The following is a 24,946-nucleotide window of genomic DNA, read 5'->3' on the forward strand; positions in this document are numbered from 1 at the left end:
GTGCACGTGTCGACCACCACCGAACCGATCCAGGGCTTCACCGACGTCGAGGACACCCGCGCCCAGCTCGCGGCGTGCGGCTACCTCGCCGACGACCGGCTCGCCACCACGGTGTTCCTGCAGACCAGGCTGGAGAAGCCGGTCCTGCTCGAGGGCCCGGCGGGCGTCGGCAAGACCCAGCTCGCGGAGAGCCTCGCCACCGCGACCGGACGGCGCCTGATCCGGCTGCAGTGCTACGAGGGCCAGGACGAGACCAAGGCGCTCTACGAGTGGGACTACGGCAAGCAGCTCCTCTACACCCAGATCCTGCGCGAGAAGATCGGCCAGGTCGTCGAGGACGCCGCCGACCTGAACGAGGCCGTCGAGCGGATCGCCAAGCAGGACTCGGTGTTCTTCTCCCAGCGCTTCCTGGCCGCCCGGCCGCTGCTCGAGGCGATCGACTCCGACACCCCGGTCGTGCTCCTCATCGACGAGGTCGACCGGGCCGACGAGGCTCTGGAGGCGGTGCTGCTCGAGCTGCTCGCGGAGTTCCAGATCTCCATCCCCGAGATCGGCACGGTGACCGCCAAGACGATGCCGTACGTCGTGCTGACCTCGAACAACACCCGCGACCTCTCCGCCGCGCTCAAGCGTCGTTGCCTGCACCTCTTCCTCGACTACCCCGACGCGGCCCGTGAGCTGGAGATCATCCGGTCCAAGGAGACCGGCCTCGCCGACTCCCTCGCGACGCGGCTGGTCGACATCGTCCGCGGCATCCGTGAGCTCGAGCTGCGCAAGGCGCCCAGCATCTCCGAGACCGTCGACTGGGCTCGGACGCTGGCGGTGCTCGGCGTCGAGGAGCTCACTGCCGACGTGCTCTCCACCACGCTCAACGTGGTCGTGAAGTACGAGCGAGACCTGAAGCGGGTCATGGAGGCATTGCCACGGCTCGTCGACCCGAACGCCGAGGTGCCCGACCACCTGCACGGCCACGGACACGGCCACGGCCACGGGCACGGACATGGGCACACCCACACCGCCCCGGCCGCGGACCCGGCCGACGACGACGTCGACGGCCGCGCCGAGCGGAAGGCGAAGGACCAGCCCGGCCGGCACAACGCGGGCTACTACGGCGGCGCCGGCGGCACCGGGCCGCGTACGGCGCCGGCGGTGTCGACGAGCCAGGGCAGCCGGGCGTTCCCCTCGGCCCGCAAGCGCCCGGTCTGAGCGGGGATCGAGGCCCGACATGGAGACCGCACTGCACCGCTTCATCCGGCTGCTCCGGCTCTACGGCGTACGCGTGAGCACCGCCGAGGTGATCGACGCGATGCACGCGGTCGCCCAGCCCGGGGTGCTCGAGCAGCGCCACCTGCTCCACGCCGCGCTGACCGCGAGCCTGGTCAAGGACCGTCGTGACCTGGACACCTTCGACCTGGTCTTCGACCGGTTCTTCGGGCTGCGTCCGGTCGTCGAGGAGGAGGACGAGCACGGGCACTCCCACGACGACCTCTCCGACGACGGGCAGCTGACCGACTTCACGCTCTCCGAGGAGCCCGGCGAGGTGCCGGAGGACGGGCACAGCCACGGCAAGCCGGACGACATCAAGGAGTACTTCAAGCCCGAGGACATGGCGCAGCGCTACAACCTCCACCAGGAAGCCAACAAGATCGACATCGCCGCGCTCACCGACGAGATCGTCCTCTCCAACGACCCGAAGTCCAGCCCCGGGGAGGCCGCGCGGGTCCAGCTCTCGACCAGCCGGATGCACAACCCCGGCAACCCCGGTGAGCTGATCCGCGAGGCCGGGATGCAGCTCGACACCGAGCTGTCCGTGCAGGAGGAGATCGCCCTGCTGAGCTGGCTCGAGGAGCGCGACCCCGAGAGCGCCGTGGACGACGACGACGGCCTCGCGGAGCTGCGCAAGGCGCTGGCCCCCTGGCTGGCGACGCTCCCCGAGCGGATCCGGGACCACCTCGAGCGGCTGATGAGCATGGAGCGCGAGATCGAGTCGCGGGAGATCCAGGCGGCGCAGGCCGAGACCGTCGCCGAGCACGACCGCGCCGCGCTGGAGGAGTCGCTGCGCCGGTTGCTCAGGAAGCTCCACGGCGCCCCGCGCCCGCGGCGTACGGTGGCCGCCCGCGGCATCGTCGACGGCCGCCGGACGATGCGCACCAACATGAAGTACGACGGCGTGCCGTTCCGTCCGGTCACCGTCGCCAAGGCGCACGACCGGCCGAGGCTGCTCGTGCTCTGCGACGTCTCCCTGTCCGTACGCTCCACCGCCCGTTTCACGCTGCACCTGCTGCACAGCCTGCAGTCGGTCGCCACGTCCGTCCGGTCCTTCGCGTTCGTGAAGGACCTGGTCGAGATCACCGACCTGTTCGCCGAGCACCGGATCGAGGACGCGTTGTCCCTGGTGCTGGCCGGCCTGCCGGCCGGCGGAGTGCTCGACGTGGATGCCGACTCGGACTACGGCTCGTCGTTCGAGCAGTTCCTCGAGCAGTTCGGCTCGGCCGTGAACCGGCGGACCACGCTGGTGGTCCTCGGCGACGGTCGCGGCAACGGCAAGGATCCCGGCTTCGCCGCCTTCGAGGAGCTCACCCGGCGCGCCCGGTCGACGATCTGGCTCACCCCGGAGCCGCGCTACTCCTGGGCGCTCGGGGGGTGTGACCTCCCGGAGTACGCCGAGTGGTGCGACAAGGTCCAGGTCGTCCGCAACCTGCGCGGGCTGGACAACGTCACCCAGACGATGTCGGCCGGCCGATGACCACGCCGCCCGGCGAGGTGGCCGTGATCGATGCGCTGCGACCCGGCCCCGAGGCCGGGGTCTACCGCGACGAGCTGGTCAGCGTCCGGGCCTGGCGGGGCCCGCGTCCGCGGCGTCATCTCGGGACGATTCGCACCCGCCACTTCGACGTGCACCGCGAGGGCCACCAGGTCCATCTGATCCACTGCCTGCGTACGGACCAGATCGACGACGACCTCTCCGGCCTGTTGGCCGAGGAGCTGTTCCAGCCCGGCTGGCTGCGCGGCCCGGACCTCTTCGAGCACCTCTTCACCGGGGTCGTGGTCAGCAGCGCCCCCGACCCGGAGCAGGCCTGGGCGGCGTTCTACCGCAACACCCTGCGGCACGTGGAGCAGGCCCTGCACCGGCCGGGACCGGCCGCCGCCGCTCACGGAACCATCGCCGAGTACGCCCCGGTCTACCGCTTCGTCGAGCAGCAGCTGGCACCCGGTTCGGTCCTCGAGGTCGGCTGCTGCTTCGGGTTCCTCTCCCTACGGCTGGCCTCCGCCGGACGGGACGTGACCGCCTCCGACCTCTCTGCCGGCACCGTCGCGCTGCTGAGCGCCGCCGCGGCCCGGCTCGAGGTGCCGCTGAGCACGCGAGCCGCCGACGCCACGCGGCTGCCGTGGCGGGACGGGGCCGCCGACAACGTGCTGCTGATCCACCTCCTCGAGCACATCGAGCCGACCCTCGGCGACCGGGCGGTCGCCGAGGCGATCCGGGTGGCGCGCCGCCGAGTGGTGATCGCCGTACCCCTCGAGGACGAGCCCGACGAGACCTGGGGGCATGTCCGGACGGTCTCGCTGGACGACCTCGCCGCCTGGGGCGAGGCCTCGGAGCACCCGCACCGGGTCGTCGAGCACCACGGTGGCTGGCTGATCATCGACACCGACCGCTGAATCGGGCCGGAGCCCGACGACCTGTCCGTCGACGACGCGGACGCGCAGCCGCCCTCTCTTCGCCGCGTCAGGCCTGGTCAGCGGCGGTTTCGACCTGTCCGTCGGCCGCACGCGACCGATCTCGGGGCCTACCCGAGGGCAGGTGCCCGACCGCCCACTCGGCGGGTCTGCCGGTGTGTCGTACGTCACTACTTTGTGAGGACCGTAGCCCAGCCCGGACGACGGTTGACCCTTGGAGGAACTGATGACGAACACAGCCATCGATGCAGTACCCACCACGCAAGGCGCCGCACCGACGACGTGGGGCGACCCGTTCCCGCTCGGACTGGCCAGCTTCGGGATCTCGGCGCTCGTCCTGGCCACCGTGATGTCGGGGATCGTGGACGCGGCCGCCCTGCCGGCGGTCCTGCCCCTCGCCCTGGCGCTGGGCTTCGCCACGGAGCTCGTGGCCGGTCTGGTCCACTTCCGGCGCGGCGAGACGTTCCCGGCCCTGGTGTTCACCGCGTACGCCGGCTTCTGGCTCTCCTACGCGCTGCTCGTGCAGTTCTACGGCCCGATGGTGACCGCGGGCGGGGCCGCGATCACGGGGATGTTCCTGCTGGCGTGGGCGGTGTTCACGTCGTACATGCTGCTGGCCGCGCTGCGCACCAACACCACCACGATCGTGATCTTCGTGCTCCTGGCCGGGGTCTTCTACCTGGCGGCCTTCGGGTCGTTCCTCGGCAGCGCCGCGCTCGGCAGGACCGCCGGCTACGTGCTGATCCTGGACGCCCTGGTGGCGCTCTACGCGTCCGCCGCGATCATCGTGAACACGACCTGGGAGCGCACGGTCCTGCCGGTGCCGTGATGGCGCCGGCCGCCGGGTCAGAGGAGGCCGAGCTTGGACGCCTCGTACACCGCCTCGGCCCGGCGGCTGACGCCCAGCTTGCGCAGGATGTTGCCCACGTGGAACTTCGCGGTGGTGTCGGAGATGTAGAGCCGGTGGCCGATGGCGCGGTTCGAGAGCCCGTGGGCGAGCAGCTCCAGGACCTCGAGCTCGCGCGTGGTGAGCTCGGAGTCGTCGCTGGTCACCGGCATGTTCACGCCCCGGATCATCGCCGCCGCGGAGCGCGCGTCGAAGGCGCTGCCGCCGCTCGCGACGTCCCGGATCGCCCGGACCAGGCCGGTGGTGTCGACGTCCTTGACGACGTAGCCGCGGGCGCCGGCGCGGATCGCCTGCATCACCAGCTGTTCGTCCAGGAACGTCGTCAGCACGAGGATCAGCGCCTCCGGGTGCCGCTGGGTCAGCGCGGCGCACAGCTCCAGACCCTCGGCGTCCGAGGACGAGGAGAGCTTCAGGTCGAGCAGCACGATGTCTGGACGGGCGCTGTTCACCCGGGCCAGTGCCTCGGCCGCCGTCGCCGCCTCCGCGACGACCCGGAGGCCGGGCTCGCGCTCGAGGATCGACCGCAGACCCTGTCGGACGATCGCGTGATCATCGACCAGGAGTACGTCGATGCCGGCCGTGGCCTGGGCGGGGACCGCCTGCGGTGGGCTGAGCGTGTTCATGGTTCCTCCTCGAAGCGGCTACTGCGGGTCCTCGATGAGCCCGCAGATCGTTCCCCGGCCGCGATCCACGACCGGCAGCGGCACCCGGAGCTCCACCCGGACCCCGCCGAGGTGCGAGCGCCGGAACGCGACCGTGCCGCCGAGCTCGCTGATCCGGGTCTCGATGTTCGCCAGGCCCCGGTGTCGGCCGTCGATCGAGGCGCCGCGCTCGAGCCGGAGCTTCCGGGCGAGCAGGCCCGGATCGCCTCGGCCGTCGTCGGCGACCCCGACGTAGAGCTCGTGCTTGCGGTAGCGGAGCCGGAGCACCGCCTGGGTGGCCTCGGCATGGATCGCCACGTTGAAGAGCGCCTCGCCGACCGCGCGGGCGATGTCGTGCTTGGCCTCGGCGGGCATCGGGCACACCTCGCCCTCCACCCGCACGGACACGTCCAGGTGGGGACGGTGGTGCTCGGCGACCTCGTGCAGCAGCTCGGGCAGCGAGGAGACCGTGTCGCGGTGCGGCTGGTGGAGCGCGTAGATCGCCCGGCGGAGCTGCTCCACGGCGTCCTGGGTGAGCTGCTTGGCGGTGCCGAGGAGCTCGGTGATCCGCGCGCCGGCCGGCCCGAGCTCCTCCGTCTCGCCCCGCGCGACCTCGACCGACATCCCGGCCGAGAGCACGAACTGGGTGACGCTGTCGTGGAGCTCGCGGGCGATGCGATGGCGCTCGTGGTCGACCAGCTCGCGCTGGTGCGCCACCAGCAGCCGCTCCTCGGCCTGGCGCAGCTCGCGGGTCCGCTGCTCGAGGTCCCGCTCCCGGGCACCGACCTCGTCGTAGAGCCGCTGCGCGCGGCGATGCTGGGCGAGCCCGGCCTGGTACTGCTCGGAGGTGTGCAGCGCCACGGCGGCCTCGTTGGCCAGGATCCGCAGCACCGACAGGTCCCCGGGTTCCGGGTCGTCGGCGAGCCCGTGGAGGCCGACCAGGCTGCCGATCATGACGCTCTCCAGCGTCATCGGCACCCGCACCCAGCGCGCCGGGCCAGGGGCTCCGGTCGCATGGCCTGCCCGGATCGCGCCGAGCTCGCGACGTACGACGCCGGGAAGCTCCTCCTCGTCCCCGACCCCCCGGCCGTCGTGGCCGACGACGATGAACCTCGGCCGTGCCCCCGTCAGATGGCCGTCGGCCAGTGCCAGGATCGTCCACTCGGCGGCGAGGTGCACCGCGGCCGCGCGGGCCACCTCCTCCAGGAGCGCTCGCGGGCCCTCGACCGTGCGCACCAGTGCGCGCGAGATCGAGTCCATGGCGCGTACGGCCTGCTGCATGCGCTCGTCGGAGCGCAGGAAGGCCCGGTAGTAGGACCGCTTGCCGGAACGTACGCCGGTCAGGGCCGCCAGATCGGGTGCGCTCACCGGACTGCCCTCACAGGGCTTCCCGGAAGAGCGCGTGGATCTCGGCACGGCTCGCCGGTCGCGGGTTCGTCGTCAGGCAGGCGTCGTCGAGGGTGGTCACCGACAGGGTGTCGAGATCGGTGTCGGTCACTCCCAGGTCCCGCAGCCGCCGAGGTACGCCGACGTCATCGGCCAGGTGCCTCACGTGATCGGCCAGCATCTCGGCCGCGACGTCTCCGGGGACGCCCTCGACCGGCAGGCCGGCGGCTCGGGCCAGGCCGACGAAGCGTTCGGGGACCGAGCGCGCGTTGTAGCGGATCACGTGCGGTAGCAGGACCCCGTTCACCACGCCGTGCGGGGCGTCGAGCAGCCCACCGACCTGATGGCTCATCGCATGGGTCGCGCCGAGGATCGCGTTGGTGAAGGCCAGGCCCGCCTGCAGGCTCGCCTGCGCCATCATCGCGCGGTGCTCCATCGCCGTCGGATCGGTGACGGTCGAGCGCAGGTGCCGGCAGACGAGCGCGACCGAGCTCATCGCGTGCCCGTCGGCCAGCGGGTTGTGCGCCAGCGAGACGTACGACTCGATGCCGTGGGTCAGCGCGTCCAGGCCGGTCGCGGCGTTGAGCGCCTCCGGCATCGTGGTCAGCAGCCGCGGGTCGGTGATCGAGACGTCGGGCACGAGAGCCCGGCCCATGATCGTGAGCTTCACCCGGCGGTCGGTGTCGGTGACGATGCAGAACTGGGAGACGTCGGCCCCGGTCCCCGAGGTGCTCGGGATCATCAGCATCGGCGGGATCGGCCGGGCGATCTGGTCGATCCCGGCGTAGTCGAGGATGTCGCCGCCGTTGCCCGAGAGCACCGCGACACCCTTCGCCGCATCCATGCAGGAACCGCCGCCGATGGCCACGATGACGTCGGCCTCGGCCTCGAGGTACCTCTCGAAGGCGCGGCGTACCTCGTGGTCCTTGGGGTTCGGCGTGACACCGGTCCACAGCACCGGGACGAGCCCCTCGGCCCGGAGCAGCCGGAGCAGCTCGTCGACCCAGCCGGCCTCGACGATGCCGGGATCGGTGACCACGAACGGTCGCCGGGCCCCGAGCCGGGCGGCCGCGTAGCCCGCCTCCTCGAGCGCGTTGTGGCCGAAGACGACCTCGGGAGCCTGGAACTTCACCACCTGGTCCGGCGGGGCCGAGGCCGCCGGGACCTGCTCCTGCCGCGGAGTCACCTCCCGGTCGCGAGCCATCACCGCCGTCGTCGGCACCACTCCAGCCGTCATCTCAGAGACCGACCTCGCGGTCCAAGCGGGCGATCTGGCCGTCGGCGAGGGCGAGCAACGGGGAGCCGGACGGCAGCAGGGTCCGGAGCCGGAGCCACATCTCGTAGTCGTCAGCACCCCACGCCGATCGGGTCCACGTCGAGACCAGGTCGGGCTGACCCGACTGCAGCACCGCCGCGCGCAGCTGCTGCGCCAGCGTCTCGCGGAGCCGGACCACGCCCGGCGCGACCGAGCGCGGCAGGATCGGGCCGCGGTAGCAGCGGAGCGCGCCCGCGACGTCGCCCACCGCCAGCCGTGCCTCCACGCCCAGCCAGTCACCGGTCACCTCGGTCGTGAGCCGGTAGGGCCGGGAGGCGAGGAACTCCTCCCCGAGCAGGTTGCGCAGCCGGTTCAGCTCGGCGCGGAGCGTCGAGGAGCCGCCGTCGTCCTCGTACAGCAGGACGGCGAGCTCGTCGCCGGAGAGTCCGCGCGGCGCGCTGGCGAGGAGCAGGAAGATCTCACTGTGGCGAGGTGAGAGCCGCAGCTGGGCGCGATGGCCACGGCCGTCGTCGATCGAGAGCAGCAGGTCCTGACGGCCCAGGGTCTCCACGGCGATGCGCGCCCAGCCCGGCCGGGTCTCGGGCTGCCTCGGCAGCAGCTGCTCGCGGGCGAGCTCGGACTCCGCGAGTCTCGCGGCGGCGCGCACCATCGCCATCGTCTGGGGTACGACGATGGAGTCACCGCCGGTGATGTCGAGGACGCCGAGGAGGCGGGAGTCGCCCGGGTCGTGGATCGGGGTGGCGGCGCAGCTCCACTGCTGGACCGAGCGCCGGAAGTGCTCGGCGGCGACGACGCTGGTCGGCCGGTCGAGCCGGAGCGCGAGCCCGGGCGCGTTCGTGCCGGCGAGGCGCTCGTCCCAGTTGCTCCCCTCGACGAAACCGATCCGCTCCGCGCGCCGGAGCGCCGTCGGCGCACCGCACACCCAGAGCAGCTGACCGGCCTCGTCCGAGACGGCCATGATCGCGTCGCAGTCGCGCGCCGCCTGCCCGAGCACGTCGTCGAGCAGCGGGAACACGCGGGCCAGCGGGTGGGCGGAGCGTACGTCCTGGAGCTGGTCCTCGGCGAGCGTGATCGGCGCGCACGTGTCGTCAGCGGTCACCCCGGCGGCCGCGGACCGGTGCCACGAGTCCGCCACGGCTGCACGCATGGAAGGGCTCTGCTTCGTCTCGTTCATCCGGACCTCCTCAAGTGATGAGGGTCACATTTGAAGGTTGCATTCACGTTGCATCCGTCGCCTGCGGTGACCGCAACGTTGCTGCAACCTCGCTGTTCCTAGCGTCTGTGACCACGATCACGCCCCATTGCCCGAACTACCGTAGGAGAAAATCCCGATGACCGTATACACAGCTCCCGGCCAGCCCGACTCGCTGGTCACCGTCCAGGGTCGCTACGGCCACTACATCGGTGGTGACTGGGTCGACCCGGTCAAGGGCGCCTACTTCGAGAACATCTCGCCGGTCAACGGCAAGCCGTTCACCGAGATCGCCCGGGGCACGGCCGAGGACATCGAGGCCGCTCTGGACGCCGCGCATGCTGCCGCTCCGGCCTGGGGGAAGACCTCGACGACCGAGCGGTCCAACATCCTGCTCAAGATCGCCGACGTGATGGAGGAGAACCTCACCGCCATCGCCGTCGCCGAGACCTGGGAGAACGGCAAGCCGGTACGCGAGACGCTGGCCGCCGACATCCCGCTCGCCATCGACCACTTCCGCTACTTCGGCGGTGTGCTGCGTGCCCAGGAGGGCACCATCGGCGAGATCGACGAGAACACCGTGGCGTACCACTTCCACGAGCCGCTGGGCGTCGTCGGCCAGATCATCCCGTGGAACTTCCCGATCCTGATGGCCGTCTGGAAGCTCGCCCCCGCCCTGGCGGCCGGCAACGCGGTCGTGCTCAAGCCCGCCGAGCAGACCCCGTGGTCGATCCTCAAGCTCGTCGAGCTGATCGGCGACCTGCTGCCCGCCGGCGTGCTCAACGTCGTCAACGGCTTCGGTGTCGAGGCCGGCAAGCCGCTCGCCTCCTCGCCCCGCGTCGCCAAGGTCGCCTTCACCGGCGAGACCACGACCGGCCGGCTGATCATGCAGTACGCCAGCCAGAACATCATCCCGGTGACCCTGGAGCTCGGCGGCAAGAGCCCGAACATCTTCTTCGACTCCGTCGCCGCGGAGAAGGACGCCTTCTACGACAAGGCGCTCGAGGGCTTCACGATGTTCGCCCTCAACCAGGGCGAGATCTGTACCTGCCCCTCGCGCGCGCTGGTCCAGCGCTCGATGTACTCCGACTTCGTCGGCGACGCCGTCGCCCGGGTCGAGAAGATCAAGCAGGGCAACCCGCTCGACGACACCACGATGCTCGGCGCCCAGGCCAGCAACGACCAGCTCGAGAAGATCCTGTCCTACATCGAGATCGGCAAGGACGAGGGCGCCAAGGTCCTCACCGGCGGTGAGCGGACCATCCTCGAGGGCGACCTCGCCGAGGGCTACTACGTGCAGCCGACCGTCTTCGAGGGCGACAACTCGATGCGGATCTTCCAGGAGGAGATCTTCGGTCCGGTGGTCTCGCTGACCGGCTTCGACGACGAGGCCGACGGTCTCAAGATCGCCAACGACACCCTGTACGGCCTCGGTGCCGGCGTCTGGTCGCGTGACGGGTCCCAGGCCTTCCGCGCCGGCAAGGAGATCCAGGCCGGCCGGGTCTGGACGAACTGCTACCACGCCTACCCGGCCCACGCGGCCTTCGGCGGCTACAAGCAGTCCGGCATCGGTCGCGAGACCCACAAGATGATGCTGGACCACTACCAGCAGACCAAGAACCTGCTCGTCAGCTACAGCCCCGACGCACTCGGGTTCTTCTGATGAGCGCGACCCACGCCTCCTCCCTTCCGGCGCGGGTCGCCGTGACCGACGAGGCGGCGGACCTGCTCCGCCGTCTCGTCGGTAACCACGGGCCGGTCATGTTCCACCAGTCCGGTGGATGCTGCGACGGCTCCGCCCCGATGTGCTACCCCAACGGCGACTTCATGCTCGGCGACGCCGACATCCACCTGGGTGACCTGGACATCGGGCTGGACGACCAGGTGCCCGTCTGGATGTCGCGCTCGCAGTTCGAGTACTGGTCGCACACCCATCTCACCATCGACGTCGTCCCCGGACGCGGCGCCGGGTTCTCCCTGGAGGCGCCCGAGGGCGTGCGCTTCCTGATCCGATCGCGACTGTTTACAGACGAGGAGGCACAGCGCCTTGACCGAGAAACTGCTCAGCACTGACCGTCCGACCCGCTTCGAGCCGCCGGCCGACCTGGCCGCTGCCGCCAACGTCACCGCCGAGGCGTACGCCCGGGCCGAGTCCGACCTCGAGGGCTTCTGGGCCGAGCAGGCCGAGCGGCTGACCTGGGCCGAGCCGTTCACCGAGGTGCTGGACTGGTCCGAGGCACCCCACGCGCGGTGGTTCGCGGACGGGAAGCTCAACGCGGCGTACAACTGCGTCGACCGGCACGTCGAGGCCGGACGCGGCGACAAGGTGGCCTTCCACTTCGTCGGCGAGCCCGGCGACACCCGGGACCTCACCTACGCCGACCTCAAGGACGAGGTGTCCCGCGCCGCCAACGCGCTGACGAGCCTCGGGGTGGGCAGTGGCGACCTCGTCGCGATCTACCTGCCGATGATCCCCGAGGCCGTCGTCGCGATGCTGGCCTGTGCCCGCATCGGGGCCACCCACACCGTGGTCTTCGGCGGGTTCTCGGCCGAGGCCCTCGCCTCGCGGATCGAGGACTGCCGGGCCAAGCTGGTCATCACCTCCGACGGCGGCTACCGTCGCGGGGCTCCGTCGCCGCTGAAGCCGGCGGTCGACGCCGCCCTGGCGCGGCTCGGCAGCCAGAGCCCGGTCGACCACGTCCTCGTCGTGCGTCGCACCGGGGAGTACGTGCCCTTCGACGACGCCACCGATCTGTGGTGGCACGACGTCGTCGACAGCGCGTCGGCCGAGCACACACCCGAGGCGTTCGACGCAGAGCACCCGCTCTACGTCATGTACTCCTCGGGCACCACCGGCAAGCCCAAGGGCATCCTGCACACCACCGGCGGCTACCTGACCGGCGCGGCCTACACGCACCATGCCGTGTTCGACCTCAAGCCGGACACGGACGTCTACTGGTGCACCGCCGACATCGGCTGGGTCACCGGCCACAGCTACATCGTCTACGGCCCGCTCGCCAACGGCGTCACCCAGGTTCTCTACGAGGGCACTCCCGACAGCCCGCACAGCGGTCGCTGGTGGGAGATCATCGAGCAGTACGGCGTGACCCTCTTCTACACCGCCCCGACGGCGATCCGGACGTTCATGAAGTGGGGACGCGAGATCCCGGACGGGTACGACCTCACCTCGCTGCGGCTCCTCGGGTCGGTCGGCGAGCCGATCAACCCCGAGGCGTACCTCTGGTACCGCGACGTCATCGGCGGCGACCGCTGCCCAGTCGTCGACACCTGGTGGCAGACCGAGACCGGTCAGATGATGATCAGTCCCCTCCCCGGGGTCACCGCCGGCAAGCCCGGCTCGGCGATGCGGCCGCTGCCCGGCATCGGCGCCGACGTGGTCGACGAAGAGGGTCGTTCGGTGCCGAACGGGTCGAGCGGCTACCTGGTCCTCACCCAGCCGTGGCCGGCCATGCTGCGGACGTTGTGGCAGGACGACGACCGCTTCGTCGAGACCTACTGGACCCGCTTCGCGGACCTCGGCTACTACTTCGCCGGCGACGGGGCCAAGAAGGACGAGGACGGCGACATCTGGATCCTGGGCCGCGTCGACGACGTGATGAACGTGTCCGGCCACCGCCTCTCCACGAGCGAGATCGAGTCCGCCCTGGTCTCCCACCCGCGGGTCGCCGAAGCCGCCGTCGTCGGCGCCGCCGACGAGACCACCGGCCAGGCGGTCTTCGCCTACGTGATCCTGCGCTCCGGGGACGGCAACACCGGCGACGCGCTGACCCAGGAGCTGCGCAACCATGTGGCCAAGGAGATCGGGGCCATCGCCAAGCCGCGGCAGATCACGATCGTGCCGGAGCTGCCCAAGACGCGGTCCGGGAAGATCATGCGCCGTCTCCTGCGCGATGTCGCCGAAGGCCGCGACGTCGGCGACACCACCACGCTCAGCGACCCGAGCGTCATGGCGCTGATCGCGGAGGGATGAGATGGCTGCGCCCGCCACCGGCGTCGATCCCCGGACGATCGGACGCAGCTGGGTCATCGTGGCCAGGCACCGCCAGCCCGCGGGGACGAGGATTCCGGCGCCGTGGGGCGAGGCTCATCTCAAGCGGATCGGCACGCAGGTGACCCTCTGCGGTGCGCCGACCCAGGGGTGGCACGCGTTCTGGCAGCTGCGGTCCGACGACATCCGCCGGTGGTGCGCCGACTGCTCCGCCGCGGCTCGCCCGACTCGTACCGTGTCGGGACTGAGGGCCAGATGACCGACGCCTGCCGATGCCCCGAGGTGTTCCACGAGCTCGGGCGGCACACGCGTGAGGGTGTGTTGCCGGGTCCACGCTGGCTGCAGGTGCTGGCCGAGCTTCTGCGCTGAACGGCCGGGGTCAGTCCCTGACCTCGGACGGTGCGGTGCCGTAGCGCCGGCGGTGCGCCGCCGCGAACCTGCTCGCGGACGAGAAGCCCCAGCGTGCGGCGACGTCGCCGACGGCGAGCGCCGGGTCGCCGGCCAGATCGGCATGGGCCCGCTGCAGCCTGATGTCGAGCAGGTACTGCGTCGGTGACTGACCGACCCAGCGCTGGAACCCCTCCTGCAGACGCCGCACGCTGGTGCCGGCCAGGGCCGCCATGTCCGCGGCGGTCCAGGCCCGGCCCGGGTCGTCGTGCAGGGCCTCGACCACGGCCCGGATCATCCGTGGCTGTGCCGCGGGCCGTACGCCACCGTCGGGACAGCAGGCCTCGATCAGGCCGACCGCCAACGCGCCGGCCAGCTGGCTACGGACGAGCTCGCTGTCGCCGAAGAGGTCCGGGTCGTGCAGGTTGGTGGCCAGGCTGGTGACCAGGTGGTGCCAGGCCCGCGCGCGGCCATGCTGCACGGACAGCTGCTCCGGCAGCAGGGTGCGTACGTTGATCCGGTCGGTGCCGAGGACGCGTTCGGCCTCCACCTCCAGCCAGGAGCTGTCGAACTTGACGCCGAGCACCGTGCAGGTCGCATCCCAGTGGCTGATGAGCGAGGGGGTGTCGGGGCGGAAGACCGTGCCCTGGCCGGTCACAGAGGTGAGCTCCCCGAACCTTCCGCGGCTCTCGAGATGCCCCGTGATCGGCATGTTCACCTCGAAAGCCCCGGGGTAGTCGCAGTCGACCGCCACGTCGGCACCCCAGCCGACGTGCCCGATCAGCACCGGCCCGAGGTCGAGCGTATGCAGCGTGAGCCGAGGCTCGCGGGTCCCGCCGAGCAGCTTGAGCTCGTGGGGGAAATACGCCTGGGCGACCACATTGGAGGCCTGCCCCCAGTCCCGTGGGGAGACGCGCCGGCGACCGGACATGTCGCGGAGTCTACCTGAGACGTCGGTCACAAACTGGCCGCGCATCCGGTGCCGAGAGCGCGCATTCCGTGTCGCCCCACGGCTGTGGCGGACCTAACTTCGACGTCCCAGTGCCGATCCGTCCACCTTCCGAGGAGCATCCGATGACGACCACACAGCAGGACCTGTCCTGGCTCGACGACGTGACGATGAGCGCGCTCGAGCGGGATCCGTACCCGACCTACGAGCGTCTCCGCCGCGAGGCACCGCTCGCGTTCGTCCCGGTCCTCGGCTCGTACGTAGCCTCGACCGCCGAGGTGTGCCGCGAGGTCGCGACCAGCCCCGACTTCGAGGCCGTGATCACGCCGGCCGGCGGCCGCACGTTCGGTCACCCCGCGATCATCGGCGTCAACGGCGACATCCACGCCGACCTGCGCGGCATGGTCGAGCCGCAGCTGCAGCCGACCGAGGTCGACGGCTGGGTCGACGACCTGGTGCGCCCGATCGCCCGCAAGTACGTCGAGCAGTTCGAGGACCGCGGCAACGCCGAGCTCGTCGGCGAGTTCTGCGAGCCGGTCTCCGTCCGCTCGCTCGGCGACCTGCTCGGGCTGCACTCGGTCTCCTCCGACAAGCTCCGCGAGTGGTTCCACAAGCTGAACGTGTCGTTCACCAACGCCGGCGTCGACGAGAACGGGGAGTTCACCAACCCCGACGGGTTCACCCCGGGTGACGAGGCCCGGGCGGAGATCCAGGAGGTCGTCGACCCGCTGATCGACCACTGGATCGAGCACCCCGAGAACACCGCGATCTCCCACTGGCTCCACGACGGCATGCCGCCGGGAAAGACCCGTGCCCGCGAGTACATCTACCCCACCATCTACGTCTACCTGCTCGGCGCGATGCAGGAGCCCGGCCACGGTATGGCCTCCACGCTGGTGGGCCTCTTCAGCCGTCCCGAGCAGCTGGAGGAGGTCGTCGACGACCCGTCGCTGCTGCCGCGGGCCATCTCCGAGGGCATGCGCTGGACCTCCCCGATCTGGTCGGCGACCGCCCGGATCAGCACCAAGCCGGTCACCGTGGCCGGTGTGGACCTGCCCGCCGGCACCCCGGTGATCCTCTCCTACGGCTCGGCCAACCACGACACCGGCAAGTACGACGCGCCCACCGAGTACGACCTGCACCGGCCGCCGCTGCCGCACCTCGCCTTCGGCGCCGGCAATCACGCCTGTGCGGGGATCTACTACGCCAACCAGGTGATGCGGATCGGGCTCGAGGAGCTCTTCGAGGCGATCCCCAACCTGGAGCGCGACACCGGCGAGGGCGTCGAGTTCTGGGGCTGGGGATTCCGCGGCCCGACCAGCCTGCACGGCACCTGGGAGGTCTGAGCCATGTCCGCCGCGATCAGCGTCGCCGGCCGCCGCGTCGAGTGCGCCGGTGACCAGTCGATCCTGGAGGCGCTCCTGCGAGCCGGCGTCTGGATGCCGAACTCCTGCAACCAGGGCACCTGTGGCACCTGCAAGCTGCAGGTCGTACGCGGCGAGGTGGACCACACCGAGTCGCCCCTGGAGACGTTGACCGCGGACGAGCGTGCCGGTGGCCTGGCGCTGGCCTGCCAGGCCCGGCCGCTCGGGGAGACCGAGGTCGCGCTGCGTGGCTCGGAGATGGGGCGTACGACCCACGTGCTGCGCGACCTCACCGCCACCGTCGTCGGGGTCGAGGACATCGCCCGGGACACCCGGCGGATCCTGCTCGGTCTCGAGGAGCCGCTCGCGTTCTCGGCGGGACAGTACGTCGAGCTCCTCGTCCCCGGCACCTCCGAGCGCCGGCCGTACTCCCTCGCCAACACCGCCGAGGAGGACAAGGTCCTCGAGCTCCACGTACGCCGCGTCCCCGGTGGCGTGGCCAGCGACTGGCTCTTCGGGCCGGTGGCGGCCGGCGACCGGGTCGAGGTGCGCGGCCCGCTCGGTGACTTCCATGTCCCCGACCCGGAGAAGGACGAGGGCGAGCCGATGGTGCTCATCGGTGGTGGCACGGGGCTGGCGCCGCTGATCGGCATCGCCCGCACGGCCCTGGAACGCCATCCCAAGCGGCTGGTCGCGCTCTATCACGGCGTACGCCACGAGGCGGACCTCTACGACGTCGACCGTCTCGAGGAGCTGACGATCCGCTATCGGGGCTTCAGCTTCGTCACCGTGCTCTCCCGGGAGTCCGCGCCGGGCCACCGCCACGGCTACGCCCCCGACGCCTTCGTCGAGGATGTGGCCAGCGCCCGCGGCTGGTCCGGCTGGCTCTGCGGCCCACCGGCGATGGTCGAGGCCGGCGTCAAGGCGTTCAAGCGCCGGCGGATGGCGCCGCGGCTGATCCACCGCGAGAAGTTCACGGCCGCTGACGGGCCGGCGTGAACTTGCCGGGGCGACGAGACGCCCCGAAGATGAGTGACGAGCACACGGCTGCCGCCGGTGCCCGCGAGAGGAGAGACATGGAGCAGGTCAAGGCCGTCATCGCCCGCGCGAAGGGGGCACCGGTGGAGCTCGTGACGATCAACGTGCCCGATCCCGGACCGGGCGAGGCGGTGGTGAAGATCCAGTCGTGCGGGGTGTGCCACACCGACCTGCACTACCGCGAGGGTGGGATCAACGACGACTTCCCGTTCCTGCTCGGCCACGAAGCCGCCGGCGTGGTCGAGACGGTCGGTCCCGACGTCACCGCAGTGGCGCCCGGTGACTTCGTGGTACTCAACTGGCGCGCGGTGTGCGGCAGTTGCCGGGCGTGCAACCGGGGCGAGCCGCAGTACTGCTTCGCCACCTTCAACGCGACCCAGAAGATGACCCTCGAGGACGGCACCGAGCTGTCTCCGGCGCTGGGTATCGGCGCGTTCGCGGAGAAGACGCTGGTCGCCGCCGGGCAGTGCACGAAGGTCGACCCGAACGCCCGGCCGGCGGCGGTCGGGCTGCTGGGCTGCGGTGTGATGGCCGGCATCGGTGCCGCGATCAACACCGGTGGCGCGACCCGCGGCAGGTCGGTCGCGGTCATCGGCTGCGGCGGCGTCGGCGTGGCCGCGATCGCCGGCGCGGCGCTTGCCGGCTCGAGCCCGATCATCGCCGTCGACATCGACCCGAAGAAGCTCGAACAGGCCAAGCAGCTGGGCGCGACCCACACCGTCGACTCGTCGGCCACCGACGCGGTCGAGGAGATCCGGCGGATCGCCGCCGAGACCTACCCTGGCGCGGAGGGAGCCGACATCGTCGTCGAGGCGGTCGGTCGCCCGGAGACCTGGAAGCAGGCCTTCTACGCCCGCGACCTGGCCGGCACCGTGGTGCTCGTCGGCGTACCCACCCCGGACATGAAGGTCCCCGACATCCCGCTGATCGACGTCTTCGGCCGGGGCGGCGCGCTCAAGTCCAGCTGGTACGGCGACTGCCTCCCCAGCCGCGACTTCCCGATGCTCGTCGACCTCTACCAGCAGGGCCGTCTCGACCTCGACGCCTTCGTCACCGAGGAGATCGGCATCGGCGACATCGAGGCCGCCTTCGAGAAGATGCACCACGGCGGCGTCCTTCGCTCGGTGGTGGTGCTGTGATGGCCGTACGCGTCGACCACGCCGTCACCAGCGGCACGTTCAGCCTCGACGGTGAGACCCACCAGGTCGACAACAACCTGTGGGTCGTCGGCGATGACGAGGAGTGCCTGGTCATCGACGCGCCCCACTCGGTCGAGGACATCCTCGCGGTGGTCGGTGACCGCCGGGTGAAGGCGATCGTGTGCACCCACGCCCACGACGACCACGTCCGCGTCGCACCGGCGTTGCGCGAGGCCGTCCGGGCGCCGATCCTGCTCCACCCCGACGACAGGCCGTTGTGGAAGCTCACCCACACCGACGAGCTCTGGGACGCAGACCTGTCCGACGGGCAGGTGATCGAGATCGGTGACACTGCGCTGACGGTCCTGCACACACCGGGCCACGCGCCAGGCGCGGTCTGCCTCTGGGCGCCCGACCTGGGGTGTGTCTTCACCGGCGACACCCTCTTCCAGGGTGGCCCCGGCGCGACCGGGCGCTCCTTCAGCGACCGGCCCACGATCGAGGCGTCGATCAAGGCCAAGCTGTTCGCACTCCCCGGTGACACGGTCGTCCACACCGGGCACGGCGAGGACACCACGATCGCCGCCGAGGCCGCCGCACTGGGTTGATCGCGGAAACTCGAGCCCACCGGAACATAGACTCCCGAACGTGGACCATCGGGTAATGCTGATCGTCGGGGCGGCGCTGGTGATCATGATCGCGGCGTCGGTGTTCGCGCGGCGTACGGGGGTGGCGGCGCCGCTGCTGCTCGTGGGGCTCGGGATGGCGGCGAGCTATCTGCCCGGTGCGCCGATGATCGAGCTCGATCCGGAGCTGATCCTGGCGGGCGTACTGCCGCCGTTGCTCTACTCCTCCGCGGTCAACCTGCCGGTCATCGACTTCCGGCGCAACCTCCGGCTGATCAGCTGGCTCTCGGTCGTGATGGTGATCGTCTCGGCGCTCGTGATCGGGGCGGTCGTGCACTGGCTGTTCCCGGAGATCTCGTTCCCGCTCGCGGTCGCGCTCGGGGCGGTCGTCAGCCCCACCGACGCGGTGGCGGCGACGGCGATCGGGCGCCGGGTCGGGCTGCCGCCGCGGGTGATGACGGTGCTGGAGGGGGAGAGCCTGGTCAACGACGCCTCCGCCCTCGTCGTCCTCCGGACGGCGGTCGCAGGGATCGCGGCGGCGAGCTCGTTCTCGCTGGGACGTACGGCCGTGGAGTTCGGATGGGCCGTGCTGGGCGCGCTCGTGATCGGCGCCCTCGTCGGCTGGCTCACCGTGCTGCTCCGGCAGCGGCTCGACGACCCGGTGCTCAACACGACGATCTCGTTCGCGGTGCCGTTCATCGCCTACTTCCCGGCCGAGGAGCTGAACGCGTCCGGAGTCCTCGCCGTGGTCATCGCCGGGCTGGTGACCGGCGCCCTCGGCAGCCGCCGGTTCAGCGCCCGGGACCGGCAGACGCAGGCCACGACCTGGACCACGTTCAACTTCATCCTGGAGAGCGGCGTCTTCCTGGCGATGGGCTACCAGCTGCCCGACTTCGTCGATGCCGCGCAGGGCGAGACCACGCCGGGCGAGATGGCCGGGCTCGTCCTGGTCATCGTCGGTCTGCTGGTCGTGCTGCGGTTCGCCGGCCTCGCCGGTCCAGCGCTCCGGGACATGGAGGAGAGCAAGGAGGAGGTACGCACCCGCCTGGACCAGTTCGAGGAGAAGCTCGACTCGCTGACCGCCGCCGATGACCGGGAGGACGCCCGGATCGCCGCGGCCCGGCGACGGCTGGCGCGGGGCCGCGCGGACATCGACTTCGAGGAGCGCGAGCCGATCACCAGGCGCGGCTTCCTGACCATCGGCTGGGCGGGTATGCGCGGGGTCGTCACGGTCGCCGCCGCCCAGACCATCCCGGCCGGCACCTCCCACCGGGCGACCGTCGTGCTCGCCGCCTTCCTGGTCGCACTCATCACCCTCGTGCTCTTCGGCCTCACCCTCCCGGCCGTGATCCGCCGGATGGGGTTCTCGCAGGAGAGCGCCAAGGACAGGCACGACGCGTTCCGCGCGCTGCTGCGCCAGGTCGGCGAGTCGGCCGTCGACACCCTCGGGCCGCTGGAGTCGCAGACCATCGACGGCGAGCCGATCGACCCGAAGCTGGTGACCAAGCTCAAGGACAGCATCCTCCCGCGGGTGCTCGCGGGCGTACGCGAGGCACCGAGGCTGCGGCCCGCGACGCTGGAGCAGACCATGATCCTGCAGATGCGCTACCTCGACGCGATGCGCGAGGCGCTCGCCGTCGAGCGCAGCATCGGCGCCTACAGCTCGCACACCTACAGCAGGGTCGAGTCGATCCTCGACGACATGGAGAAGCGGCTCGACGGGAGCTGACCCCGTGCCGACGAGGTCGGACCGCCTCGAACCCGGCCGTCGTCGCCATGTCCTCGTGCGACCCGGGGCCGGGTCGAGACTCTGAGCGTTCATCAAGGTATGCAGCCGAAGGTGCACATCCCGTGCGGAGCTCCGCGAGGTAGGCGTGCCTTTCCCTGCATACCTTGACGAAGTTCCGCCCCGCCCCGGTCAGCCTTGGTGGGTGAAGACCTCGTCGCGAGCGGTGTCGAGGCCCATCTGGAGGGCGCCGCGGAGCACGGCGTCGCCCGAGATCTCGGTGGGGACGACGGTGGGGACGTTGGGGCCGAGGGCGGCGATCGCCTTCTGCACGCGGGCGGCCAGGACCGGTCCGCCGGCGCACCCGACCTCTCCCGCCAGCACGCACAGCTCGGGGTCGAGCACCACGCAGATGCCCGCCAGGCCGAGGGCGAGCCTCCTGGCCAGCTCCTCCAGGAACGGCTCGGCGTCGGGGTCGCCCGCGGCGGCCGCGCGTACGCAGTCCACACCGCTGCCGCTCAGCCCGAACGCGCGGGCGAGGGTGTCCATGGCCTCGATGCTGACCAGCGACTGGAAGGCCGCGTGCTGCGGGCTGTCGGTGCCGTGGGGAGTGGAGGCGCCCGGAACCGCCAGGTAGCCGATCTCGCCGGCACCGCCGCCGGCGCCGCGGTGGAGGCGGCCGTCGACGATCACCGCGAGCCCCAGGCCGCGGTCGATCCAGGCGAGCACCGAGTCCTTGACCCCGTGGGAGGCTCCGGCGGACTGCTCGGCGAGCCCGGCCAGGTTGACGTCGTTCTCGATCAGTACCGGCCGCTGGAAGCTGCGACGGAGGTCCTGGAGGACGCCCGCGCGCCAGTCCGGCAGGTCGTTGGCGAAGCGGAAGTCGCCGGTGCGCGGGTCGATCATGCCGGGCGTACCGATCGAGAGGCAGCGGAGCTGCGACATCGTGATGCCGGCGCTCCGGGTGGCGTCGGCGACGGTCGCCCGCACCGCCTCGACCGGGTCGGAGGCCTCGTGGGGGTCGAGCGCGCCGGTGGCCAGCTCGATGCCGGTGATGTCGGCGACCGACGCGGTGATCTGGTCGGGGCCGATGTGCAGGGCTGCGACGTAGCCCACCGACGGGACCACGCCGTAGAGCGCCGCGTTGGGGCCGCGACCGCCCTGCTGGGTCCCGACGACCTCGACCAGGCCGCGCTCGGCAAGCCGGGTCAGCAGCTGTCCCGCGGTCACCTTCGAGAGGCCGACGAGCTCGCCGAGCCGGGTCTTCGTGATCGGCCCGTTCGAGAGCATCAGGTCGAGCGCCGCGCGGTCGTTGGTGTCGCGGATCAGGTGTGTCTTGGGTGGTCTCGACATCGGCGGCGCTCCTTTCGAGGGTCGGGTGGCGTACGGAAAGCCAACTTAACAATTGCGGGGCTCGCGCCGGTGCCTGTTTCACGTGGGGTCTAGACGGTAACTGTAAAGGAACCTTACAGTAGGGGCTTCGATCGCCATCCATCTCAACCCCCTCAAGGAGCTTGGAATGCGTACTCACACAAAGATCGCCGTTCTCGGCGGGATCTTGCTGGCGCCCGTTCTGGCCATGTTGCCGACGAGCCCCGCAAGTGCGCACGGCTACATCTCGAACCCGCCGAGCCGGCAGGCCCAGTGTGCTGCCGGCACCGTCGACTGCGGGGACATCAAGTACGAACCGCAGAGTGTCGAGGGTCCCAAGGGCCTGACCAGCTGCTCCGGCGGCAACTCCCGGTTCGCGGAGCTCGACGACGACTCGAAGAACTGGCAGGCCACGCCCGTGAGCCGGAACCAGACCTTCACCTGGTCGCTGAGCGCCCGGCACAGCACCAGCACCTGGCAGTACTTCATCGGCGGCACCAAGATCGCCGAGTTCGACGACGGCGGTGCGCAGCCGCCGGCCACCGTCGAGCACCAGGTCGACTTCGGATCGTTCACGGGCCGGCAGAAGGTCCTCGCGGTCTGGAACGTCGCCGACACCGCCAACGCCTTCTACGCCTGCATCGACGTGAACATCGGCGGCACCACCAGCGACCCGGAGTCGCCGGCGCCGGTGGCCGGTGAGTTCCCGGTCAGCGAGGAGCAGTTCAACCAGCTCTTCCCCAACCGCAACCCCTTCTACACGTACGCGGGGCTCGTCGAGGCGCTCGGCGCCTACCCGGAGTTCACCAATGCTGGGGACGAGGCGACCCAGAAGCGGGAGGCCGCCGCCTTCATCGCGAACGTCGCCCACGAGACCGGTGACCTGCTCTACGTCGTCGAGCAGAACGAGGCCAACTACCCGCACTACTGCGACCCCAACCAGTCCTACGGCTGTCCCGCGGGCAACGACCAGTACTACGGCCGCGGTCCGGTCCAGCTGAGCTGGAACTTCAACTACAAGGCCGCCGGGGACGCGCTCGGGATCGACCTGCTGAACAACCCGAACCTGGTCGCCACCGATCCGGCGGTCGCCTGGAAGACCGGGCTCTGGTACTGGAACACCCAGAACGGCCCGGGCACGATGACGCCGCACGCGGCGATGGTCAACGGCGCCGGCTTCGGCGAGACCATCCGGTCCATCAACGGGTCCATCGAGTGCAACGGTGGCAACCCGGGCCAGGTGCAGAGCCGCGTCGACAACTACCGCGAGGTCACCTCGCTGCTCGGGGTCGACCCGGGCGGGAATCTTTACTGCTGACGCTGCCGCCACCTGCACAGAACCGGCGGCGTACGCAGCCCCACCTGCGTACGCCGCCGTGTTTCTGTTTTGTGACAAGCGCCCAAAGAGGTTCTGCCTCCGTGCCGGTGTCCGCCGCCCGTCCGCGCCCCTACCTTCGAGTAGCAACCGGAACCTCGGACAGCCCGGGGCCGGATGGACGAAGGAGCATGCTCGGTGCTCAGATCACTCTCTCTCCGAATCGCCGCGGTCGCCGCGGCCGTCACTCTCCCCCTCTTCGGTCTGGTCGCGCCGGCCGACGCGGAGAGCCCCTACGAGCGCGGACCGGACCCGACGTCGGCCAGCGTCCTGGACAACGGCACGTTCTCCCTCTCCACCGCCTCGGTCTCCTCGCTGGTGACCGGCTTCGGCGGTGGGACGATCTACTACCCCACGTCGACCAGCGAGGGGACGTACGGCGGCGTCGTGCTCGCGCCCGGCTACACCGCCTCGTCCTCGAGCTATGCCGCCGTCGCCCGGCGGGTGGCCTCGCACGGGTTCGTGGTCTTCGCGATCGACACCAACTCCCGCTACGACCAGCCCGACAGCCGTGGGTCGCAGATCCTGGCCGCGGTCGACTACCTGAAGGAGGACGCCTCCTCCGCCGTGGCCACGCGCCTGGACGAGACCCGGATCGCGGTCTCCGGCCACTCGATGGGCGGCGGCGGAACGCTCGCCGCGGCCAACCAGGACTCCTCGGTCAAGGCCGCGGTCGCGCTGCAGCCCTGGCATACCGACAAGACCTGGCCCGGCATCCAGGTCCCGACGATGATCATCGGCGCGGAGCTGGACACGATCGCGCCGGTCGACTCCCACTCGATCCCGTTCTACACCTCGGCCACCGGGGCCCGGGAGAAGGCGTACGGCGAGATCAACAACGGCGACCACCTCATCGCCAACACCGATGACGACTGGCAGGGGCGCCTGTTCGTCACCTGGCTGAAGAGGTACGTCGACGACGACACCCGCTACTCGCAGTTCCTCTGCCCGGCACCGTCCTCGGTCAACCTGTCCGACTACCGCAACACCTGCCCGGACTGATCCGTCGGTCCTGACGTACGCACCGGAACCGGCGACCTCGGGAGAGGTGGCCGGTTCCGTGTGCCCGGCGGTGGCTGCACCGGCTCCGATAGGGTCGGATCATGCCCACGACCAGCCCGAAGGGCGAGGAGATCGTCGGATCGCTGCTGCGCGGTCTGGACGTGATCGGCATCCTCAGCGACGCCGAGCAGCCGCTCTCGCTGGCCGAGGTGGCGACCCTTGCCGACACCTCCCGGGCCACCGCGCGGCGGCTGCTGCTGACCCTGGAACGCGTCGGGTACGTCCGCGCCGACGGTCGCACCTTCCAGCTGCGCCCCAAGGTGATGGAGCTGGGCGACGCGTACCTCGAGGGGCTGGGGCTCCCGCGGCTCCATCCCCACCTGACCTCGCTCGCCGAGCGGGTGCGTGACACCTGCTCGCTGACCGTCCTGGACGGCGACACGGTCGTCTACGTCGACCGTGTCAAAGCGGACCGGCTGATGACGGTCAACATCGCGGTGGGCACCCGGATGCCGGCGTACGCGATGTCCAGTGGCCGCGTCCTGCTCGCCGATCTCGATCCCGAGGCGCTGCGCGACTACCTCGAGCACCTGCATGCCGAGCCGCTCACCGGACGCACCGCGGTCGCCCGCGACGAGCTCGCCCGCAGGATCGCCCAGGCTCGCAAGGACGGCTACGTCATCACCGACCAGGAGATCGACCCGACGCTGCGCTCGATCGCCGCGCCCGTACGCGGGCCCGACGGTCGAGCCATCGCCGCGGTGAACGTCGCCACCCATGTCAACCGCACCTCGGTCGAGCAGCTGCGCGAGGAGATCCTGCCCGAGCTGCTCGCCACCACGAGCGCCATCGAGGCGGAGCTGGCCGCCTCGTGACG

The 24,946-nt window shown here is 70.8% G+C and carries 22 protein-coding genes; 16 read left to right on the plus strand and 6 right to left on the minus strand.

Annotated elements, in window-relative coordinates:
* Positions 1–6: 6 nt before the first annotated feature.
* From ABZ796_RS00885 to ABZ796_RS00900, 4 genes are all read left to right on the plus strand, one after another.
* Positions 7–1,206: a MoxR family ATPase gene (locus ABZ796_RS00885; RefSeq protein WP_357333791.1), complete on the plus strand. Its 1,200-nt coding sequence runs from the start codon at positions 7–9 to the stop codon at positions 1,204–1,206.
* Between the two features lie 19 nt (positions 1,207–1,225).
* Positions 1,226–2,746: a VWA domain-containing protein gene (locus ABZ796_RS00890; RefSeq protein WP_357333793.1), complete on the plus strand. Its 1,521-nt coding sequence runs from the start codon at positions 1,226–1,228 to the stop codon at positions 2,744–2,746.
* Positions 2,743–3,663, plus strand: coding sequence for a mycofactocin oligosaccharide methyltransferase MftM (mftM, locus tag ABZ796_RS00895; RefSeq protein ID WP_357333795.1), 921 nt, complete (start codon positions 2,743–2,745; stop codon positions 3,661–3,663). The genes ABZ796_RS00890 and mftM overlap by 4 nt, the downstream gene beginning before the upstream one ends.
* Positions 3,664–3,907: 244 nt before the next feature.
* Entirely contained in the window at positions 3,908–4,510 is a 603-nt protein-coding gene (locus ABZ796_RS00900; protein ID WP_357333797.1) for an acetate uptake transporter, read from the plus strand.
* Between the two features lie 17 nt (positions 4,511–4,527).
* Here the strand turns inward: ABZ796_RS00900 and ABZ796_RS00905 are convergent, their stop codons facing one another.
* From ABZ796_RS00905 to ABZ796_RS00920, 4 genes are read right to left on the minus strand one after another with little or no spacing between them, the layout of a single operon-like run.
* Complete coding sequence (locus ABZ796_RS00905) at positions 4,528–5,211, minus strand: response regulator transcription factor (RefSeq protein ID WP_357333799.1); 684 nt, start codon at positions 5,209–5,211, stop codon at positions 4,528–4,530.
* An 18-nt stretch (positions 5,212–5,229) separates the two neighbouring features.
* Positions 5,230–6,597 carry a histidine kinase gene (locus ABZ796_RS00910; RefSeq protein WP_357333801.1) on the minus strand — a complete coding sequence of 456 codons (1,368 nt, stop codon included), beginning with the start codon at positions 6,595–6,597 and terminating at the stop codon, positions 5,230–5,232.
* Between the two features lie 10 nt (positions 6,598–6,607).
* Positions 6,608–7,852 (minus strand): iron-containing alcohol dehydrogenase, encoded by a 1,245-nt coding sequence (locus ABZ796_RS00915; RefSeq protein ID WP_357333803.1) that lies wholly within the window; start codon positions 7,850–7,852, stop codon positions 6,608–6,610.
* A 1-nt stretch (position 7,853) separates the two neighbouring features.
* Positions 7,854–9,065, minus strand: a complete 1,212-nt coding sequence (locus ABZ796_RS00920; RefSeq protein ID WP_357333804.1) for a GAF domain-containing protein — start codon at positions 9,063–9,065, stop codon at positions 7,854–7,856.
* Between the two features lie 157 nt (positions 9,066–9,222).
* Between ABZ796_RS00920 and ABZ796_RS00925 the strand changes: the two genes are divergently transcribed.
* Genes ABZ796_RS00925 through ABZ796_RS00940 form a run of 4 tightly spaced genes read left to right on the plus strand, consistent with a single transcriptional unit; the run spans position 9,223 to position 13,351 of the window.
* Positions 9,223–10,746, plus strand: coding sequence for an aldehyde dehydrogenase family protein (locus ABZ796_RS00925; protein WP_357333806.1), 1,524 nt, complete (start codon positions 9,223–9,225; stop codon positions 10,744–10,746).
* Positions 10,746–11,156 (plus strand): DUF779 domain-containing protein, encoded by a 411-nt coding sequence (locus tag ABZ796_RS00930; protein ID WP_357333808.1) that lies wholly within the window; start codon positions 10,746–10,748, stop codon positions 11,154–11,156. Before ABZ796_RS00925 ends, ABZ796_RS00930 begins: the two co-directional genes overlap by 1 nt.
* Positions 11,131–13,074, plus strand: coding sequence for an acetate--CoA ligase (gene acs / locus ABZ796_RS00935; protein WP_357333810.1), 1,944 nt, complete (start codon positions 11,131–11,133; stop codon positions 13,072–13,074). Before ABZ796_RS00930 ends, acs begins: the two co-directional genes overlap by 26 nt.
* Before the next feature lies 1 nt (position 13,075).
* Positions 13,076–13,351 (plus strand): hypothetical protein, encoded by a 276-nt coding sequence (locus tag ABZ796_RS00940; RefSeq protein ID WP_357333812.1) that lies wholly within the window; start codon positions 13,076–13,078, stop codon positions 13,349–13,351.
* Positions 13,352–13,471: 120 nt separating this feature from the next.
* Here the strand turns inward: ABZ796_RS00940 and ABZ796_RS00945 are convergent, their stop codons facing one another.
* Positions 13,472–14,410, minus strand: a complete 939-nt coding sequence (locus ABZ796_RS00945; RefSeq protein WP_357333814.1) for an AraC family transcriptional regulator — start codon at positions 14,408–14,410, stop codon at positions 13,472–13,474.
* 143 nt (positions 14,411–14,553) lie between these two features.
* Between ABZ796_RS00945 and ABZ796_RS00950 the strand changes: the two genes are divergently transcribed.
* The 5 genes from ABZ796_RS00950 (at position 14,554) to ABZ796_RS00970 (ending at position 20,324) form a co-directional block, all read left to right on the plus strand.
* On the plus strand, positions 14,554–15,774 hold the full coding sequence (locus ABZ796_RS00950) for a cytochrome P450 (protein ID WP_357333816.1): 1,221 nt from the start codon (positions 14,554–14,556) through the stop codon (positions 15,772–15,774).
* Positions 15,775–15,777: 3 nt separating this feature from the next.
* Positions 15,778–16,791: a 2Fe-2S iron-sulfur cluster-binding protein gene (locus ABZ796_RS00955; RefSeq protein ID WP_357333818.1), complete on the plus strand. Its 1,014-nt coding sequence runs from the start codon at positions 15,778–15,780 to the stop codon at positions 16,789–16,791.
* A gap of 77 nt (positions 16,792–16,868) precedes the next feature.
* On the plus strand, positions 16,869–17,969 hold the full coding sequence (locus ABZ796_RS00960; protein WP_357334148.1) for an S-(hydroxymethyl)mycothiol dehydrogenase: 1,101 nt from the start codon (positions 16,869–16,871) through the stop codon (positions 17,967–17,969).
* A complete protein-coding gene (locus tag ABZ796_RS00965; protein WP_357333819.1) occupies positions 17,969–18,577 on the plus strand; it encodes an MBL fold metallo-hydrolase in 609 nt (202 codons plus the stop codon). The genes ABZ796_RS00960 and ABZ796_RS00965 overlap by 1 nt, the downstream gene beginning before the upstream one ends.
* A gap of 40 nt (positions 18,578–18,617) precedes the next feature.
* The gene (locus tag ABZ796_RS00970; RefSeq protein WP_357333821.1) at positions 18,618–20,324 is read left to right on the plus strand and encodes a sodium:proton antiporter; all 1,707 of its coding nucleotides are present in this window, start codon (positions 18,618–18,620) and stop codon (positions 20,322–20,324) included.
* 189 nt (positions 20,325–20,513) lie between these two features.
* On the opposite strand, the gene ABZ796_RS00975 is transcribed toward ABZ796_RS00970, so the two are convergent.
* A complete protein-coding gene (locus ABZ796_RS00975) occupies positions 20,514–21,674 on the minus strand; it encodes an ROK family transcriptional regulator (RefSeq protein ID WP_357333823.1) in 1,161 nt (386 codons plus the stop codon).
* 166 nt (positions 21,675–21,840) lie between these two features.
* Between ABZ796_RS00975 and ABZ796_RS00980 the strand changes: the two genes are divergently transcribed.
* The 3 genes from ABZ796_RS00980 (at position 21,841) to ABZ796_RS00990 (ending at position 24,944) form a co-directional block, all read left to right on the plus strand.
* Positions 21,841–23,010 carry a glycoside hydrolase family 19 protein gene (locus ABZ796_RS00980; protein ID WP_357333825.1) on the plus strand — a complete coding sequence of 390 codons (1,170 nt, stop codon included), beginning with the start codon at positions 21,841–21,843 and terminating at the stop codon, positions 23,008–23,010.
* 195 nt (positions 23,011–23,205) lie between these two features.
* Positions 23,206–24,069, plus strand: coding sequence for an alpha/beta fold hydrolase (locus tag ABZ796_RS00985; RefSeq protein WP_357333827.1), 864 nt, complete (start codon positions 23,206–23,208; stop codon positions 24,067–24,069).
* A gap of 101 nt (positions 24,070–24,170) precedes the next feature.
* Entirely contained in the window at positions 24,171–24,944 is a 774-nt protein-coding gene (locus ABZ796_RS00990) for an IclR family transcriptional regulator C-terminal domain-containing protein (RefSeq protein ID WP_357333829.1), read from the plus strand.
* Positions 24,945–24,946: the final 2 nt, after the last annotated feature.

The organism is Nocardioides sp. NPDC047086 (genome assembly GCF_040643685.1).
GTDB lineage: Bacteria > Actinomycetota > Actinomycetes > Propionibacteriales > Nocardioidaceae > Nocardioides.